The organism is Neobacillus sp. B24 (assembly GCF_055381825.1).
The window spans coordinates 4,843,402-4,860,943 of the sequence record NZ_AP035777.1 but is presented as its reverse complement, the minus strand read 5'-3'; the positions used below and the strand labels follow the sequence as shown (position 1 = coordinate 4,860,943).

Annotated in this window: 14 protein-coding genes and 1 riboswitch; of the genes, 7 read left to right on the top strand and 7 right to left on the bottom strand. The window is 44.5% G+C overall.

From position 1 onward, the window contains the following. Positions 1 to 27: 27 nt before the first annotated feature. Positions 28 to 690: a 5-bromo-4-chloroindolyl phosphate hydrolysis family protein gene (locus tag ACZ43M_RS24055; RefSeq protein ID WP_464505036.1), complete on the top strand. Its 663-nt coding sequence runs from the start codon at positions 28 to 30 to the stop codon at positions 688 to 690. Then, entirely contained in the window at positions 687 to 1,871 is a 1,185-nt protein-coding gene (locus ACZ43M_RS24050) for a toxic anion resistance protein (RefSeq protein WP_464505035.1), read from the top strand. The genes ACZ43M_RS24055 and ACZ43M_RS24050 overlap by 4 nt, the downstream gene beginning before the upstream one ends. A gap of 464 nt (positions 1,872 to 2,335) precedes the next feature. On the opposite strand, the gene ACZ43M_RS24045 is transcribed toward ACZ43M_RS24050, so the two are convergent. Beyond that, positions 2,336 to 3,094, bottom strand: coding sequence for a M15 family metallopeptidase (locus ACZ43M_RS24045; RefSeq protein ID WP_464505034.1), 759 nt, complete (start codon positions 3,092 to 3,094; stop codon positions 2,336 to 2,338). Between the two features lie 197 nt (positions 3,095 to 3,291). Next, a riboswitch (cyclic di-GMP riboswitch) is annotated at positions 3,292 to 3,375 on the top strand. Between the two features lie 50 nt (positions 3,376 to 3,425). Between ACZ43M_RS24045 and ACZ43M_RS24040 the strand changes: the two genes are divergently transcribed. Then, complete coding sequence (locus ACZ43M_RS24040; RefSeq protein WP_464505033.1) at positions 3,426 to 3,590, top strand: hypothetical protein; 165 nt, start codon at positions 3,426 to 3,428, stop codon at positions 3,588 to 3,590. A 72-nt stretch (positions 3,591 to 3,662) separates the two neighbouring features. Here the strand turns inward: ACZ43M_RS24040 and ACZ43M_RS24035 are convergent, their stop codons facing one another. After that, entirely contained in the window at positions 3,663 to 4,715 is a 1,053-nt protein-coding gene (locus tag ACZ43M_RS24035) for a multicopper oxidase domain-containing protein (RefSeq protein WP_464505032.1), read from the bottom strand. 218 nt (positions 4,716 to 4,933) lie between these two features. On the opposite strand from ACZ43M_RS24035, the gene ACZ43M_RS24030 reads away from it, so the two are divergent. Beyond that, positions 4,934 to 5,074 (top strand): hypothetical protein, encoded by a 141-nt coding sequence (locus ACZ43M_RS24030; protein WP_464508127.1) that lies wholly within the window; start codon positions 4,934 to 4,936, stop codon positions 5,072 to 5,074. A gap of 366 nt (positions 5,075 to 5,440) precedes the next feature. Continuing rightward, a complete protein-coding gene (locus ACZ43M_RS24025; RefSeq protein WP_464505031.1) occupies positions 5,441 to 6,724 on the top strand; it encodes a UDP-glucose dehydrogenase family protein in 1,284 nt (427 codons plus the stop codon). Between the two features lie 39 nt (positions 6,725 to 6,763). Here the strand turns inward: ACZ43M_RS24025 and ACZ43M_RS24020 are convergent, their stop codons facing one another. The 4 genes from ACZ43M_RS24020 to ACZ43M_RS24005 form a co-directional block, all read right to left on the bottom strand. Next, entirely contained in the window at positions 6,764 to 7,381 is a 618-nt protein-coding gene (locus tag ACZ43M_RS24020) for a LysE family translocator (protein WP_464505030.1), read from the bottom strand. A gap of 127 nt (positions 7,382 to 7,508) precedes the next feature. Next, positions 7,509 to 8,765 carry a hypothetical protein gene (locus ACZ43M_RS24015; RefSeq protein WP_464505029.1) on the bottom strand — a complete coding sequence of 419 codons (1,257 nt, stop codon included), beginning with the start codon at positions 8,763 to 8,765 and terminating at the stop codon, positions 7,509 to 7,511. Between the two features lie 252 nt (positions 8,766 to 9,017). Then, positions 9,018 to 9,257 carry a hypothetical protein gene (locus ACZ43M_RS24010; protein WP_464505028.1) on the bottom strand — a complete coding sequence of 80 codons (240 nt, stop codon included), beginning with the start codon at positions 9,255 to 9,257 and terminating at the stop codon, positions 9,018 to 9,020. Beyond that, positions 9,229 to 10,818, bottom strand: a complete 1,590-nt coding sequence (locus ACZ43M_RS24005) for a vWA domain-containing protein (protein ID WP_464505027.1) — start codon at positions 10,816 to 10,818, stop codon at positions 9,229 to 9,231. The genes ACZ43M_RS24010 and ACZ43M_RS24005 overlap by 29 nt, the downstream gene beginning before the upstream one ends. A gap of 407 nt (positions 10,819 to 11,225) precedes the next feature. Here ACZ43M_RS24005 and ACZ43M_RS24000 point away from each other — a divergent pair, with 407 nt between their 5' ends. Then, positions 11,226 to 12,134 carry a CPBP family glutamic-type intramembrane protease gene (locus ACZ43M_RS24000; protein WP_464505026.1) on the top strand — a complete coding sequence of 303 codons (909 nt, stop codon included), beginning with the start codon at positions 11,226 to 11,228 and terminating at the stop codon, positions 12,132 to 12,134. Positions 12,135 to 12,164: 30 nt separating this feature from the next. Here ACZ43M_RS24000 and ACZ43M_RS23995 read toward each other — a convergent pair whose 3' ends face one another. Beyond that, positions 12,165 to 12,785, bottom strand: coding sequence for a hypothetical protein (locus ACZ43M_RS23995; protein ID WP_464505025.1), 621 nt, complete (start codon positions 12,783 to 12,785; stop codon positions 12,165 to 12,167). 346 nt (positions 12,786 to 13,131) lie between these two features. Between ACZ43M_RS23995 and ACZ43M_RS23990 the strand changes: the two genes are divergently transcribed. Continuing rightward, positions 13,132 to 17,421 (top strand): 5'-nucleotidase C-terminal domain-containing protein, encoded by a 4,290-nt coding sequence (locus ACZ43M_RS23990; protein WP_464505024.1) that lies wholly within the window; start codon positions 13,132 to 13,134, stop codon positions 17,419 to 17,421. Positions 17,422 to 17,542 lie beyond the last annotated feature (121 nt).

The window sequence follows — 17,542 nt, the reverse complement described above, 5'->3', positions numbered from 1 at the left end:
AGCAAGGAATTTAGTTAGGAGTCGATTATGATGAACCCTGTCCTTTCGTTGGTTGTCCGCTCGTTTGTGGCCGTCCCGGTTACCGTCCTCACGGGCTTTATCAGCTATGTGTTTATTAATGTGAACTTTTGGCCGTCTGTTGCGCTGGCACTGGCTGGGGGCTTTCTTACTCATATTGTCATGTCCTTGTTCATGACATCCAGCTTTTTAAAAAAGCATGGGCTGACACGAAAAGAGTTCCGTTATATCCAAAAAAATCTGGCGGAGGCCAATAAAAAAATCCGCCGCTTGAATAAATCGCTGTTTTCAATCCGGGATCTATCCTCGGTCAAACAGCGGATAGATATCCTAAGAATCATAAAAAAAATCCAGAAGATGGCAGCGAAAGAGCCGAAGCGTTTTTACCAGGCAGAACCGTTTTATTTCTCCCATTTAGATTCGGTCGTCGAGTTAACGGAGAAATACAGCTTCCTTTCGTCCCAGCCGAAAAAGAGCCTGGAAATCAATCAATCGCTAATTGAAACGCAGCAGACTCTGAATGAGCTGTCCAGAGTATTGGAAGAAGATTTATACCAGGTTGTTTCCAATGATGTTGATCACCTCAATTTTGAAATTGATGTCGCAAAACATACGATCAATAAACAAAAGGAACTTAAATTTCCCGAAGAGAACAGGTGGTTAAAGAAATGAGCGAAAATAATCTCAACTTGAACAAAACTGGCGGCAAATTTTTAGATGATATTCTGGCTGACCCATTCGGCGATCAGCCCGAGCCGCAGCTGGCGAAAAGCCCGGTCCCGCAAACTAACGAGGCAAGACCGGTAAAGCTAATCGATGTGATTCCTGAAGAGCACCGGGCCAAGGCGCTGCAGCTCGCGGAACAAATTGATCCAACCAACCATCAGGCGATGATTCAATATGGTACTCAAGCCCAGGGAAAGCTTCTGTCGTTCTCTCATACGATGCTTGAGCATGTCCAAAAGAAGGACGTCGGGGAAATCGGAGAAATTATCGCCGATTTAATGAAGCGTTTAAATGAAGTTAATCCGGACGAGTTAAAGGACAGCAAGCCATCGCTTTTGGGGCGAATGTTTGGAAAAATCTCCAGCTCGCTTCAGGAGGTCTTGTCCAAATACCAGAAAACAGGCGCGCAAATTGACAGGATTAGTGTAAAGCTTGAGCGCAGCAAAAACGTGCTGCTATCTGACATCAAGCTGCTCGAGCAGCTGTACGAAACGAATAAAGAATATTTCCAAGCGTTAAATGTTTATATCGCCGCTGGGGAAATTAAACTAGAGGAAATGCATGAAAAAATCATTCCACGCTTGAAGCAGGAAGCACAGGCAAGTAATGACCAGATGAAATTCCAGGAAGTCAATGATATGATTCAATTCGCCGACCGCTTGGATAAGCGTCTCCATGATTTAAAACTGAGCCGGGAAATCACAATCCAAAGTGCACCGCAAATTCGCTTGATTCAAAACACGAACCAGGCGCTTGTGGAAAAAATTCAATCTTCTATCGTGACGGCGATTCCATTATGGAAAAACCAGGTGGCGATTGCGTTGACGCTAATCCGCCAGCGCCATGCTGTCGAGGCACAGAAACAGGTTTCGAAAACGACCAATGAGCTGCTGTTAAAGAACGCCGAAATGCTGAAAACCAATACAATTGAAACGGCAAAAGAAAACGAACGCGGTCTCGTCGATATCGAAACACTCAAGAAGACACAGGAAAATCTTATTACGACACTTGAAGAAACATTACGAATCCAAGAAGAAGGCCGCCATAAGCGTCGTATCGCCGAACAAGAACTCGCAACCATGGAAAACGACCTCAAACTCAAATTGCTCGAAATTCGCGGCAAATAAAACAAACCCTCTGCCATATATAGCGGAGGGTTTACTTGTGAGGTGCAAAACGACCTAATCACATTAACTTCCAGTATATTTCACAATCAAAAAGGCCTTTGTTGTACAAGTTCATTAGGCACTAAAGCGGCTTTGATAAATAAGCGGAGAAATTTCTCTTAATTATGAAATAGCAATGAAAATAGCAAAAATAGACGGAGGAATTCCGGTTATTGATTCGAAAAACGTGAAAATGATTAATTTTTCTTTGCATAGGCGGAAACCTTCCGCTTATATCCCCCGAACCGAGCTCTATTCTAGAGGATAACCGGAAAATCTCCGCCTATATGCTAAACTTACAAAGGGTGTCAGGCACCATTCGCTGACTTTCCACCATGGAAAACGACCTCAAACTCAAATTGCTCGAAATTCGCGGCAAATAATTGAAGCCCTCCGCCATATAGCGGAGGGCTATCCTATATTCCTTAGTTATTCACCGGTATGACATTGTAGTATTCTTCGAGGGTAATGCCACGGCCCATGATTTCCTTTGCAATAGTTTTTCCCACGTAGCGGAGGTGCCAAGGTTCGTATTGGTAGCCGGTGATTGCTTCTTTGCCTCTGGGGTAGCGGATAATAAAGCCGAATGCGGAGGCGTGCTCATCGAGCCACTTGGCCTCTACTGTATTACCAAAGCAATCCTCGGCAGCACATTTCCCGTTGCCGCCGGTTACATCAATGGCCAACCCGGTTTCATGCTCGCTGCTGCGAGGCAGGGCGCTATAGGTCGCAGCAGCTTCGTAGCCATCCCTGTCAACGTAGTAGTTAAACAAGGCCTCTTGCGTCACATGCGAGCGATAGGCCGAAACTCCTAGTAACTTCACACCTTCTTGTTCGGCAGCTCCAAATAATTTTTCAATCGCCTTCGCAGCCTCTGTCCGCATTTTCCGTTTCGGGGAATCCTCTTTAAATATAAAGGGGATCCCTGCATCCACCAAGTCAGCCGGTTCATAATCGTCAGGCAATTTGTTCTGTTTGTTGACGAGAACCGGGACACTATCTGGTGTGGTAACGACCTTCACGGCCTCACCCTTGCCAGCATACTTGGCCTGAGAGCCAACTGAAACAGGTGGCGGCGGTTCGGCTATTTTTCCCTGATCCATATCAAAATGTTGGGTGCCGATGCAGCCTGTCAACGAAAAAACAGCAACAAAACTCAGAAAAACGGAATATAATTTTATCATACAAAACTTCCTTATCGTAAAATTCACATCTGCTAACAGCATGGACACGATAGGAGAGCTTTAAAACCGTCAAAAGCCAAAAAAGGAACTAAACTGAATGTACAGGGCTCACTGTTCACGAATTTATCAGAAAATTTAGGTCCGGAGACACTTTAACAAGTAGGCAAACTTGGTTATATTTGTCATAACACATAAATCGTACGAACCGGCAAAGCCATTGAAAAGTGGTGACGCAAAGCTATAGGGGCTAAAGTTTCCGACGATGCCAGCCAGCTACCGAACACGAGGACTCCCTGCGATTTATGTCCACCAAAATGGAGGAGGGTTTCATGTGTTAAAATTGTTATTAAAAGGCAAATATTATTATCATGTATTGCAGCAGCGACATCATGAGCTGCTCCAGGATGACTGTTTGTGTGACGACCTGAAGCAAAAATTAAGAATTAAAGCGATCTACCATACTAGTAAAGCGATTGAGCTTGGGGCGCGATTATAATCGTGTCCAGGGTCCAATCACCAACACAAAAGGCGCCGGACGAAACTCCGGTGCCTTTTTAAAACCTATATTTTAGTGTGACATAGCCGTACTTCCATCATCATGACCGTCCTTGGTGACCTTTATAATGCCGACTGCGCCTTTTTGAGCATGGTTGAATTGGTGTGTCACAATCGGGAAGCTGCCTTCCTTGGTGACAGTGAACTCAACCACTGCTCCGCCGCTGGCTGGAAGCATCACGGTTTGCATCCCCTTCATCTGGTTATATGGATTGCCGTCGATGTAAACATCATCAAATACAGTGCCGACAACGTGGAAGCTGGATACCTCATTCGGTCCTACGTTATTCACATATAATCTGATTTTATCCCCAACCTTGGCAAGGAGAGGTTTGTCAACAAGCGCGCCAACTGTTCCATTACTGTTTAAATCGCCATCCTTTAACGCCTTTGTGGAGAACACGACATATTTAGGAACACCATTTGTAAAGTCATCTAGGTTGTTGTATTTATACCATTCATTTTGAACGATTACAAACTCACGGTCGACGTCAGCATCGGTTGGGTAGCCATCCTTCGGTTTTACAATAATCGTACCATGCATTCCGTTGGCAATGTGCGATAGAACAGGCTTCGTGCCACAGTGATACATGAACACGCCTGGATTGTTAGCCGGGTAAGTGAAGGTACCCTCTTCATTCGGCATGACATTTGCGAAATCCACAGAAGGTGCTGCGTGAACGGCATGGAAGTCCATACTGTGCGGAATCGCCGGGTCGATATTTTTTAAGGTAAAGTTGATTGCATCGCCTTGGTTGACAACGATCACCGGTCCAGGCGCTTCGCCGTTAAAGGTCCATGCCTTATAAATATCCCCTTTGGAAATTTCAATATCAGTAATTTGCGCGGTCATTTCGATATTTACTTCGTGCTCACCGACGCGGTCTATTTTCAATGGAGTTGGTTTTTGGTTCAGATCTTTATGGGGGGCGAATACCTCCACAGCTGCATCCTTCGTTGTTTTTGCCTCGACTTTCTTTTCCACAGACAAATCAGGTTTTCCACAAGCACTTAACAACATGACAGAAGTGACCATTACAGCTGCAACCTTTGTAATCTTTCCCATCCTACTTCCCTCCATTTTTTAATCCCCTTAATTTTTTGTAAGTGTTTACATTTCCATTTTATCCGCTGGAAAAATTGCTCTAGTGATGCAGGTCACTGTTACAAATCGGTTTTTTGAACATTTTGTGAATTAGTGAGCAAAGTAATATTTTTATAGTGGATACGTTAATTATTCAGGGTTAGATTGGTCATTCTATAGGTTATAAAGGAGGTTTTTTCTTGAAGAAGAATGATAATGAAATCGTGACGAATGAAGACGAAGCAACGAGTGAGGGTTTGAACCAAATATTTGAAATCATCAATGCAAAAGGTGATACAGGAGAGTTAAAGGAAATTGTTGAGAAAAACAATCAACAGTAAGGCCTGGAGATCATTTCAGGCCTTTTATTGTGAATTTGTGGATAACATGTAGACAACTACCGATATGCTGTGAATAAATTCAAATAACTTGTGGATAAGCTAATCTCCAATTTACCCAGTAAAAGGGACAAGTTGTTAACAAATCCTTAATAATATGTTGATAACCTTGTGGATATTGTTAACAACCTGTAGATAAATACTGAATATAGTTCAAAAGGCTGTGGATATGTTCATTCCTCACCCTACAAAGCCCATTTCCTGCCCGTTATCGGTTGGACAACCTACCATCCCTTTAATTTTGAATACATTAACGATAAAGGGGGACAAGGTCCAAAAACCTGTCTTAAAAGGGGGAATGATTTTGTTTTGAACATTTTAATCGTCGGAACAGGTTATGTCGGGACAACCACCGGGCTGATTTTTTGCGAAATGGGCCACCAGGTCACCGGTCTTGACCTTGATGAAAGAAAAATTCAAGCATTACAAGCTGGGCAGCTGCATTTCTACGAGCCCGGACTCGAAAATCTTCTGACCAAGCATATCGAAAACGGACAAATTACTTTTACTAAAGACACCGAGACAGCAGTCAAAGACAATGACGTGATTTTTATCTGCGTCGGGACACCAATGAGCGCGGACGGCAGCGCCGATCTCATCTTTGTAAAAAATGTTGCACATGCGATTGGCACCTATATGAATGAGTATAAAGTCATTGTCACAAAAAGCACAGTACCAGTTGGAACAGTGGAGCTAGTCCATGAGTGGATCCAATCCAGCCAGAAGGAACCGATTCCGTTTGATGTCGTCTCCAATCCCGAGTTCCTCCGGGAAGGCTCGGCAGTACACGATGCGCTGCATCCCGATCGTATAATCATTGGCAGCACCAGCCCAAAGGCTAGAAGCATCATGAAGGAATTATATCAGAACTTCGATTGTCCAATCATCGAAACTAACCCGAAAGCCTCAGAATTGATCAAGTATGCCGCCAATTCCTTCCTCGCAATGAAAATTTCTTATATTAATGAGTTAGCCAGACTTTGTGATGTCCTACAAATAAATGTGAATGATATCTCGAAGGGGATCGGTCTCGACCACAGAATTGGCCCGCATTTTCTCCACGCCGGAATGGGCTACGGCGGCTCATGCTTCCCGAAAGATGTTACCGCCCTGTTGAAAACGGCCGAAGATTATCATACTCCGCTAACGATTTTGGAGAATGTCGTCAAAGTGAATGATGAACAACCGCTACTATTAATGAAAAAAATAAAACAGACCTTGGGTGAATCGCTGCAAAATAAAACCATTGCGATACTGGGATTGGCGTTTAAAGCCAACACGGATGATACCAGGGAGTCGCCAAGCCTAGTGTTAATCGATCACTTATTGGGTGATCAGGTGGAAATAAAGGCGCACGATCCCGTTGTAAAGTACGGAATAGCAAAATTTCAGCAGTTTGAGACAGTGGAGGAGACGATTACGGGGGCAGATGCAGTGGTCATATGTACCGCTTGGGACCAATATCAGCACATCGAATGGGAAGCGCTTAAGCCACTCATGAAGCAGGCGATAATTTTTGATGGGAGAAATATTTTGGATAAAGCTGAAGTAGAGAGTTTAGGATTTCAGTATTCAGGGGTGGCCAATTTTTGAAAAAAGGAAGGGTGAGACGAGGGCACCCTTCCTTTGTATTTATTTTTGACTTTGCAGGACAAGCTGGAGGCCAAGTCCGATGTAAATGGTTCCAACAACTTTCCCTTGCCAGCGGGCAAACTTGCTGTTTTGCTTGGAAAAAAGCCGTTCTCTAATTGAGCTGGTAAGAAAGGCCAAGGTTGTGGTATACATAATGCTCATTAATACAAAGGTTAACCCAAGCATTAATAGTTGAAGTACAACCGGCGTTCCGTCATTGTGGACAAATTGCGGGAGAAACGCCAGAAAAAACAGTGCGGTTTTCGGGTTGAGCAGTTCAATCAGCAGTGCCTGACGGAACGAGGCGGCCGTCGTCGTTGTTTTTACTTTGGGCTCCGATTGGTTTTTTGCTTTTTCCAAAAATGATTTGATTCCAAGGAAAACAAGATATGCTGCACCAAGGTATTTGACGATTTCAAAGGCAAGGGCGGAGGTCATCAAAATGGCCGACAATCCAAGAACAGCGGCCAAAGTATGAATCAGGTCACCGACGGCAATGCCAATACCGGTAATGATTCCTGCGGAACGGCCGCCTTTAGCGGTTTGGGTCACCGTTAATAAAACTGCTGGACCGGGAATAAGAAATAATACTAGTACAACCAAAATAAACGATAGCAATTTTCATCTCTCCAGTGAAAAAAGATAGTAACGTCATTTTATCATAATATTAAGAATATTGTAGAGCTGTTTTTAATGAAAAAATAGCCGTGCCGAAGCACGACTATTTCCCTTTTGGATATTGATATTAAGGAATACTTAATAGGATTGTTGCTGCTGCACCGTTTTGCAAAGCATCCATACCCCCGCCACTTCGGGTGACTTGCACCGTTAGCAAATCGCACCGATTAATTGCGAGGTTTGCAGTTGTAAAGTTACAGCAATTTCGCATGTTGACGTTATTTGGACCAGTAATGGTTACGCTGATACCAGTGTTTTGGAAGTCTGCAGCATTAAATCCGCAATTAGTGCTCCTTAGTATGGTGGCAGTGATTGTTTCCCCTGCATTTAATACTTCGTCGCGGATATTGAAAACAAATCCTGTGATGGTTGCATTTTGACCCACGACGACCGTGCTCCGAACAGGATCTGCTGATGCAAAGCCAAGACCAAAGAATTGGTTATTTGGAATTCGTTGGTTCGTCGCGAGATAGATGGTGCTGCCTCCAGGTCCAGTTGCACCTGTGCCGCCGGTTGCACCAGTAGCGCCAGTACCACCCGTACCGCCAGTCGCACCAGTAGGTCCCGTTGGTCCAGTGGCGCCGGTTGCACCAGTAGCGCCAGTAGCGCCCGTACCACCAGTACCGCCAGTAGCGCCAGTACCCCCAGTAGCGCCAGTAGGTCCCGTTGGTCCAGTGGCGCCGGTTGCACCAGTAGCGCCAGTAGCGCCCGTACCACCAGTAGCGCCAGTAGCGCCAGTACCGCCAGTAGCGCCAGTAGGTCCCGTTGGTCCAGTGGCGCCGGTTGCACCAGTAGCCCCAGTCGCACCAGTAGCCCCAGTACCACCAGTACCACCAGTAGCGCCAGTAGCGCCAGTAGCGCCAGTCGCACCGGTGGCGCCAGTAGCCCCAGTACCCCCAGTAGCGCCAGTAGCGCCAGTAGCGCCAGTAGCGCCAGTACCACCAGTCGCACCAGTAGCGCCAGTAGCGCCAGTACCACCGGTAGCCCCAGTAGCGCCAGTAGCGCCAGTACCACCAGTAGCGCCAGTACCACCGGTAGCGCCAGTAGCACCGGTAGCGCCTGTAGCCCCCGTTGGACCAGTCGGCCCAGTTGCGGCGTTAACATTAACCTTTACCTTAACTTTACAAACGCACTCTCTTTTGCCGCATTTCGAGCAATTCTTTTTATGGCATTTACATTTTCTATGACCACATTCAGAGCATCTATTATCCTCAGATTCCTCGACATCACTGGATTCTTGGACATCACTGGATTCCTCGACATCCTCGACATTGTTGAAGTCATCATCGCTTGGTTTGAATCCGCTATATTCTCTTCTACTCATATCTTTTCCCTCCTTATCCTTAAACTCTTGTATTTTATGAAGCAAGCTATAAATGAGTTCGGACGAGTATCTAGAAAAAGTGCCTATTTTAGATAAACTCCTGCCCGTTTCCTACCTAAACAGGCTAATATGGAATATTAAAGCAAATAAAAAAACTCCTCACCGAAAAAACGGTCAGGAGTTATAACTAGTCAAGCATCCAGATGTTGCACCAATAGACAAGTTTACACTTTGGACAGACAGTGAATGGTGTCAGGCACCATAATTCATATTTTCAATGTAGATAGCTTTGTTACTTTCCGGCAGTGTGATGCGGAGTTTGTCGTTGCGGCGCAGGCGGTGGCCGGTTTGGGCATCGATTAGGTCGCCGCTGCCATTATCGATCAGGCATTTTGATTTGTTAAGTAAAAGTAGCGTGTTGTCAGTTAACGGGACAAAGGTAATCTTATCGGTTACCGAGAATTCATGGCTTAGCTCGAACTGCTGGCGCAACTGGAATTCCTCTTTTAAGGATTTTAAACTTTTGGACCTTAGGATCCGTGCTAACCCTGGTATCCTCATCTTTGATTTCCAAGACAATCCTTCCATGGAATCCTTGCCTAGCCTTCCGCTTTTTGGCGTCAATGGAGACCGTTGGAACCCCGAGCAGCAAAACACCGGCCACAGCGGCAACGGTATAAATCCATGGGAAAAAGTCGATATTTTTGACAGGCTTCACTTCCGCGGCAACCGGTTCAGCCTTCTCCCCAGCTGCCCCCGTAAGAATTGAAATTTTTAGCGGTGTCGTCTCACGGAAGAAGCTGTCACCCTCCGCCTTCACCACTAGCTCATATTCAGTTGAATCTCCTGCTTTAAACTCGCCAGAAAAACCTTTATCTTCGGCAGTTAACGGGATTTCCTCAACAGACCCGGAAGCTAGATCCTTTACGAGCAACACAGATTTTAACGATTGATATAGCTCTTTATTAACAACCTCATTGCTGCCTTCTACAAAAAACGCTTCAACCTTAACGGTATCCCCAGCCTTTATCGATTTTGCAAGAGGAGCCAGCTTTAACTGCAAGTCATTATTGAACACCATCTTAATATCGATTTTATCCTCAGGGGACCCCTTCACTTTTAGTATCCAGTCACCTTTGACAGGATTAATCAACTTTAGCATCGAGTAGTTCTTTGAATTTGTTAACGAAATATAATCGGACGGAATAGTTTGCTCCTTTCCCGAAGGGTCGACGAGCTTCACCTCGACACCTTTACCGGAAATAAGCGAGATATTGGCTTCGAGCACATTTTCAATTGGAACTGTAAAGGGAACATCCTGGAACTCTGGTGTGGCCACGACATCCTTTACTGGCACCATTTTTAATTTTAAATGGGCGACAAAAATTTCACTCAAGATGCCCGGCAGGTCATTGGCGTTATTCGTTTCGAAAAACTTGCCATTCGTTCCAGTCGCAATACTTTGCAGCAGCTCTTTATTCAGCTTGCCATCAGCATTTAAGCCAATTACATATATCGGGTAGCCCTTTGCCTTGGCATCAACGACTGATTTGGACAACTGCTTGTCCGCCTGCTCGTTACTTTTCGGCTTTGTTTTATCAAGGTCATTGTTGCCATCGGCAAGCACGACGATCAGCGGTTCATATCCTTTTTCATGACCCTTGTCCAAAAATTGGATGGCGTCGGTTACCCCAGTCGAGATATCTGTATACGGATATTTCGCCGCCAATGAATCGATGAAAGTTTTGACCCCTTGTTTATCCGCCTCAGATTGTATTTTCACGAGATCCATTCTGCTTTCAACATCATTCCCGTAGGCGATGACTCCGACCTTGACCCCTTTGATTGACGTCATGTCGACAAACATCTTCATCGCTTCGCTGCTCAGATTATTCGGGTCGCTTGACAACATCGAGCGGCTGGCATCGACCACAAGCATCCCTTCAATCCTTGAAGTCACATCAACTTCCTCTTCAGCCCGAACATAATTGGAATTAATCATACAAAAAATAACTGCCCAAACTGCTAAACTGCTAAACCACTTTTTCCACATCTATGTACACCCCCATTAGTTACAATTGTTGTTCATTAAATAAACTAATTATGTTCTATATATAATACATTCTATCATCCTTACGGTAGAATTCTCGAAATAGTTACTCAAAAAACGATGAAATAATTTATCGACATTTTTCGCTGTTCCTGCAACCGCAATAGTTGCCTGATACAACATTTAAATGCTATTTAACTTCGAATATGTTAAATTATGATTAATATAATTTGCAGCTGATTATCATTCGAAAGGGGCTGCCTTTGTGAGGAGAATCTGGAAGTGGAGTATTGCCTGTTTCCTATTTCTGCTGTTTCTAAACGGGTTTGGGATCATGGCTGTAACAATTTTTAACAACCGGTAAAGCAGAGAATCCGTTAGTAAAATTAATAGGCAGGGAATGACATTTCATGACAGATCATTTAACACAACCACTATCGAAAAAACTGCTGACAGCGCTGTTGATTGTTACCATTGGAGCCGAAATCCTGCTCTATTTATCCCGCTACAGCTCCCTGGCCAGCACTCTTTATGATGCCGTTATGATTGCTTCGATTTTTATCGGGATTAAGCTGTATCACCGGCTTCGTGCAAGCATGGACCATCCCAAGACCAAGGTGCAGATAATGCTGCAATTCACGGGTGCGTTCTTGATTTTCTTTCTCGGAAGCTCCATTATTAACATTTATTCCAGCATGACGTACAACAATTTTAATGATCATTATGAAGGGTATGTAGAAGACTATACTGCCATGCAGACGTTCGTGGATGAGCCGATGGACGAACCTTCAGAGGATTCAGCCCTTTGGTCAATCGGTGATAAGATTGATAGTATTGGCTCGGATCTGTATCTGGATACAATGGCCGGGCTTGAAGAGGTATGGCGCCTCGCCTATATCCTGCTTTTTCTCATAGTATGCAAAAAGCTGTTCCGCAGGCGGTGGGACAGTGGCCGGCGGGATATCTTTCTATTGGCGGCCTTGTTCTTTACATCAGTTCTGTTTGGGGTTGACCATACACTGGACACCGAGCAGTCATGGCAGGTTCGCATCGGCGCTATTGTTACCTTTGCCAACATGGGCCTTATCTTTGGGCTGATTCTGTTATGGACTCGCAACCTGTGGCTGACCGTCCTCGTCCACTCACTCTATGACATCACAGCAACGTTGTCGTGGTATTATATCGATTATGCAGTCGAGCTATTCGCCATCGGCGTGCTTGTACTTCATATGATTCTATTTATTTTTGAAAAATTACATCAGAAACGCAGGTTCCTACAGGTGAAAGAGTCCGAGGTGACAATGCAAATCGGGGATTAAGAGGAGCAACTTGGCAATAAAAAACGAGTCCTACCAACTAAACTGGTAGGACTCACGATTAATCCAGTATTGAACGGAACCATCCTCATTCTCAAGATACTTAATCTTTTCTCGATCAAGCGCCTTCAATAAACTCTCCTTGGCTAATTCCTGTTTAATGTCCAGCTTTAATAAAAATTTATTAAACTGTATCGGGTCCGCTGTTTCCGTTCCGCTAACGAAGGAGAAGGTTGCGGCCCGTTGCTCGATTACATTGATAAAATCCTGTTTATGTGCCTTTAATTCCGCCGGAGCCTGTATTTTTTTAACCTTCAACATCAGCTCCTCATGTTTGGCTTTGCTGCGCTCAAGGTGATTTTTATCCATTTGGTCAGCTTCAAGACAATCCGCGAAAAGTTCCATGCTTAAAAGGTTATACTCCTGCTCTTTCATTATATATTTAAAAAACATCTCTTGACTCGGCGTTGATACTCCGAAAATAAAAATGCCGAAAAGTAACAATAGTAACCCTACACCCATCACTGAAAAGGCCTTTTTCAAAGAGAGAGTCTTATGCGTAATAACGACTTCATCATCCTGGCGATGGTAATGACCGTTTGCCTTAAGTTCTTCCAGTTCCTGTTTGACTTTTTGCTGGGCAGAAGTCAGCATCTTCAATGCCTCCGAATGACTAGTAAATTTGAACTACTAATATACTACAATATTAAATGACAAAAAATCCATATATTCCTGAATGTTCTTATAAAATTGACAACATGTTCAAGTTAAACTGGCCTATTAGTTAATAGTCCCCGAGAATTGCCGACTGTTGTCTAACGAGTTAAATAGATTAGGTTCCAAATATACACTAAAATAGTAGTGATTGGACAAAACTAGGGCAGCCATCCATCCTTTGCCAGTACTGCCAACCCTAGAAAAGTAAAAGGGGGTGTGTCTATAGGTTTGATTACTGCCATATCAAAAGGATAAATATTATTAAAAAAGGAGGACGAATGGATTGAGGCTTTTTAAAAAACAAATGTTTCTTTTACTCACCATTTTTACACTGCTAGCAAGCTACGTGTTACCTTACCTCCATCATGCGAGCGCTGCCGAAAACTACATAACCGTAGCCCAGGCGATTGCTAACAACTCGGGAACCGCCACGGTGAAGGGGTATATTGTTGCCCACACAACTGGAAATAAAACTTACAACTTTAATGCACCTTTCAAAGATGATTTCAACTTTGCCATTGCTGACAGTCCGAACGAAAAGGATATTGCAAAGCTCCTTCCAGTACAATTGAGTTCAAGTTATCGGGCCCAATTTGGCCTTATGACCAATCCGGGCAATATCGGAAAACAAGTCCTGGTTACTGGCTCTTTGGAAGCTTATTTTACGGTGGCAGGATTAAAATCACCAAGTGCCATTAGCTTTACTGAAGGCGGGGACCCCGTAGATCCGGGAGATCCAGGTGACCCAGGTGATCCGACACCAGTACCGACTGACGGCGTCAAAATCAATGCCATCCAAGGCGAAGGCCATGATTCACCATACAAAGGCCAAACTGTCACCAATGTCGTCGGTGTCGTTACCTTTGTTAAAGATGGCAGCAACTTCTACATCCAAGACCCAAATCCAGATAACAATGCAAAAACCTCAGAAGGCATTCTTATTTATAAAAAAAGCCACGGCGTAAAAGTCGGTGACCTTGTGTCAGTCAGCGGTCTTGTCAAAGAATGGATTCTTGAAGGCTACAGCGACATGCTGCAAACAGACCTTGCTACCACTGAAATTGATGCCAATTCCGGATCCATCACTGTTCACGCCAGTAATCAGGAATTACCGCGAGCTCTCATAATCGGCAAGGATATTCACCAGCCAACCCAAGTGGTGGATAACGACCAATTTGCCACGTTTGACCCTGAAGAAGATGGAATTGATTTTTACGAAAGCATCGAGGGGATGCGCGTAGCTATCGAAAACCCAATGACCGTAGCCCCGCAGCGATATGGGGAAGTTCCGGTCATTGCCAATAAAGTTGAAGGCAAAACCTATACCACACCAGGCGGAATACCAATTACAAAAGACAACATGAACCCAGAACGCCTTCCGCTCTTATTCACAACAAAAGATGAATCCTACAAGGTAAAAACCGGAGATCACTACAATGGAACGGTAACCGGTGTTATCACCTATACGTTCCAGAACTATAAACTTTTATCGAAAAAAGCCGATCTTCCCCCGTTAGTCGAAAGCGACTATCAGCAGGAAGTAACTGAAATTGTTAAGGATGAGGACAAGTTAACCGTTGCAACCTACAACATGGAAAATTACACAAAGGAAGATGCGGCGAAAACAGCAAAAATCGCGGAATCCATTGTTAAAAATCTGAAAACTCCTGATATTATTGGCTTAGTTGAAGTTCAGGACAATAATGGTGAATCGTCCGGCGGTACCGATGCCTCGCAAAACTATCAGGCATTAATTGATGCGATTAAGGCAGCAGGCGGCCCAACCTATAATTGGACAGACATTGCTCCAGAAGATGGGAAAGACGGCGGAGCGCCAAACGGCAACATCCGTGTCGGATTCATTTACAATCCTGAACGAGTAAGCCTAAAACCAGGCACTAAAGGAACCGCGATGCAAGCTGTCGGCTACGAAAATGGGTCCTTAACGCTAAACCCTGGAAGAATTGATCCGGCCAATAGTGCATTCAACTCCAGCCGAAAGCCATTAGCAGCACAATTTACGTTTAACGGCGAAGATGTGATTGTGATTGCCAACCACTTTAATTCCAAAGGAGGCGACGAGCCGATTTTTGGAAAAAATCAACCGCCGACACTTGGCAGCGAAACGCAGCGGATGCAAATTGCTGGTGTCGTGAATAATTTTATCAAAGATGTAAAAGGCAAAAACCCGGATGCAAACGTAGTTGTTCTTGGCGACTTGAACGATTTCGAATTCTCGAACCCGTTAACAGTGCTTAAAGGCAATGAATTAACAAACATGATTGAAAAAGTTCCTGCACCGGAACGGTTCACTTACACGTACCAAGGAAACTCTCAGGTGCTTGATCATCTGCTCGTAACAAACAATTTGGCGGAACGTTCTGAGATTGACATTGTCCATATCAACTCGCCGTTCACACCGATGCATGGCCGTGTCAGCGACCACGACCCGCTATTGGCGCAAATTGATTTAGAAGATGAACCGACCGGACCGAAAGCGATTGACTTGTCAATCATGCACGTGAATGATACGCATGCAAATGTTGAGCAGTATCCGAAGTTAACAACCGCAATTAACGAAGTTAGAGCTGCCAAGCCAAACGCTCTGCTTGTTGATGCCGGCGACGTGTTCTCTGGAACACTCTATTTTAACCAATATCTCGGCAAAGCGGACCTCTGGTTCATGAACAACCTCAAGTATGATGCGATGACATTTGGAAACCATGAATTCGATAAGGATTCGAATGTATTGGCCGATTTTATTAAGGAAATGAAGTTCCCAATTCTTACCGCTAACGTGAATGTAACAGCTGACCCTGTATTAGGGCCATTGTTCAAAGATGAATTCAGCCAAGCAGCGCAGGGCGGCCATATTTATCCGGCCATCGTCAAAGAGGTGGATGGTGAAAAAGTGGGGATATTTGGGTTAACAACAGAGGACACCACTTATCTTGCCAACCCGTCCAAGCAAATTGTGTTTGAGAATGCAGTGGCAAAAGCAGCAGAAACTGTTGCGGCCCTTAAAGAACAAGGCATCAACAAAATTATTGTCCTATCTCACTTAGGCTACGGGCCGGATCAACAGCTGGCTAAAGCCGTGGATGGAATTGACATTATTGTCGGCGGCCACACCCATACTAAGCTTGACCAGCCAGTGGTCATTGAAAAAGCAGAACCAACGGTTATTGTCCAAGCAAATGAATATTTGAAATATCTAGGGACGCTTGATGTCTCCTTCGATGAAAATGGTGTCGTTACCGGACAAAGCGGCAAGCTGTTGGATGTTAATACGTATGCTGCTGATCCGGTTGCACAGGCAAAAGTAGATGAGCTGAAAGTGCCGCTGGATGAACTGAAAAAGACAGTAGTCGGTTCCACCAGTGTGCTGCTTGACGGTGAACGGGTTAACGTCCGTTCCAAAGAAACCAACCTCGGCAATATGATTGCCGATGGTATGGCGCAAAAAGCGAATGAAATTTTAAAAAATGGTACCACGATTGCGATGCAAAACGGCGGCGGCATCCGCGCTTCGATTCCGCAAGGCGATGTCACCCTTGGTCATATCCATACAGTGCTGCCATTTGCCAACCTGCTTGTCACTCTTGACTTGACCGGGGAAGAAATTTGGCAGGCGCTTGAGCATAGTGTCAGCAAGGTGGAAAACGGAGCCGGACAGTTCATGCAGGTTTCAGGACTCCAATTCAAATATGACCCGCAAAAGCCTGCTTATGACAGAGTCTGGGAAGTCAATGTCAAAACGGCAGCCGGCTATGAATCAATCGACCTGTCCAAAACATATTCAGTAGCCACGAATGCTTTCGCAGCGGATGGCGGCGATGGATTTACGATGTTCAAGAAGGCGAAGGATGAAGGGCGTATTCATGAACTGCTGATTGTGGATTATGAAATTTTAACAGAGTATGTAACAAAAAATAGCCCAGTGGAGCCAACAGTCGAGGGCCGTATCATTACTGGCGAGGAAATTAAATCCGGTTGGGTGGAAATCGGTGGCATTTGGTATTACCTCGATGAAAATGGTGAAAAGATTACCGGCTGGCTTCAATTGGATGGCAATACGTATTACCTCCATCCAACAACAGGCGCAAGGCAAACCGGATATCATACAATTGATGGTGTCAGCTATTATTTTGATGCCAATGGTATTGTAAAAAATGGCTGGGTCAATAAAGCTGGACAGCGATATTACATCGATGTTGACGGCACCATGCTGACCGGATTCGCAAAGGTGGAAGGCACCAATTACTATTTCAACAACAAAGGTCAGATGCAAACCGGCTGGGTGAAAGTAAAAGGACTAGAATACTACTTTAATGCAGATGGAGCTATGCAATCTGGCTGGACAGAAATTGGGGACCATAAATATTACTTCGCAGAAGATGGAGCGATGCAGATAGGCTGGTTAACAGTAGACGGCAAAACGTACTACTTTAATAACAAAGGCCAAATGCAAACCGGCTATGTAAAAATCAAAGGAGTTACTTACCACTTCAACGAAAACGGTGAACTGCAAACAAACGCTGCATCATTCAATGAAAAAAATCTAGCAGGTTAATTTCATTAGGGCCGACTCTACTAGTATTGTAGGGTCGGTTTTTTTACATATATTATCAAGTTTTGTAAAGTGACAATTTTAAGAAAATTGGTAGAGAAAAATGTCGAAGTAAACTAAAATA

Excerpts from the sequence above, each read along its gene's own strand:
- ACZ43M_RS24055 (WP_464505036.1), top strand. The coding sequence starts at position 28 with ATGATGAACCCTGTCCTTTCGTTGGTTGTCCGCTCGTTTGTGGCCGTC.
- ACZ43M_RS24050 (WP_464505035.1), top strand. The coding sequence starts at position 687 with ATGAGCGAAAATAATCTCAACTTGAACAAAACTGGCGGCAAATTTTTA.
- ACZ43M_RS24045 (WP_464505034.1), bottom strand. The coding sequence starts at position 3,094 with ATGATAAAATTATATTCCGTTTTTCTGAGTTTTGTTGCTGTTTTTTCG.
- ACZ43M_RS24035 (WP_464505032.1), bottom strand. The coding sequence starts at position 4,715 with ATGGGAAAGATTACAAAGGTTGCAGCTGTAATGGTCACTTCTGTCATG.
- ACZ43M_RS24015 (WP_464505029.1), bottom strand. The coding sequence starts at position 8,765 with ATGAGTAGAAGAGAATATAGCGGATTCAAACCAAGCGATGATGACTTC.
- ACZ43M_RS24005 (WP_464505027.1), bottom strand. The coding sequence starts at position 10,818 with ATGTGGAAAAAGTGGTTTAGCAGTTTAGCAGTTTGGGCAGTTATTTTT.
- ACZ43M_RS24000 (WP_464505026.1), top strand. The coding sequence starts at position 11,226 with ATGACAGATCATTTAACACAACCACTATCGAAAAAACTGCTGACAGCG.
- ACZ43M_RS23995 (WP_464505025.1), bottom strand. The coding sequence starts at position 12,785 with ATGCTGACTTCTGCCCAGCAAAAAGTCAAACAGGAACTGGAAGAACTT.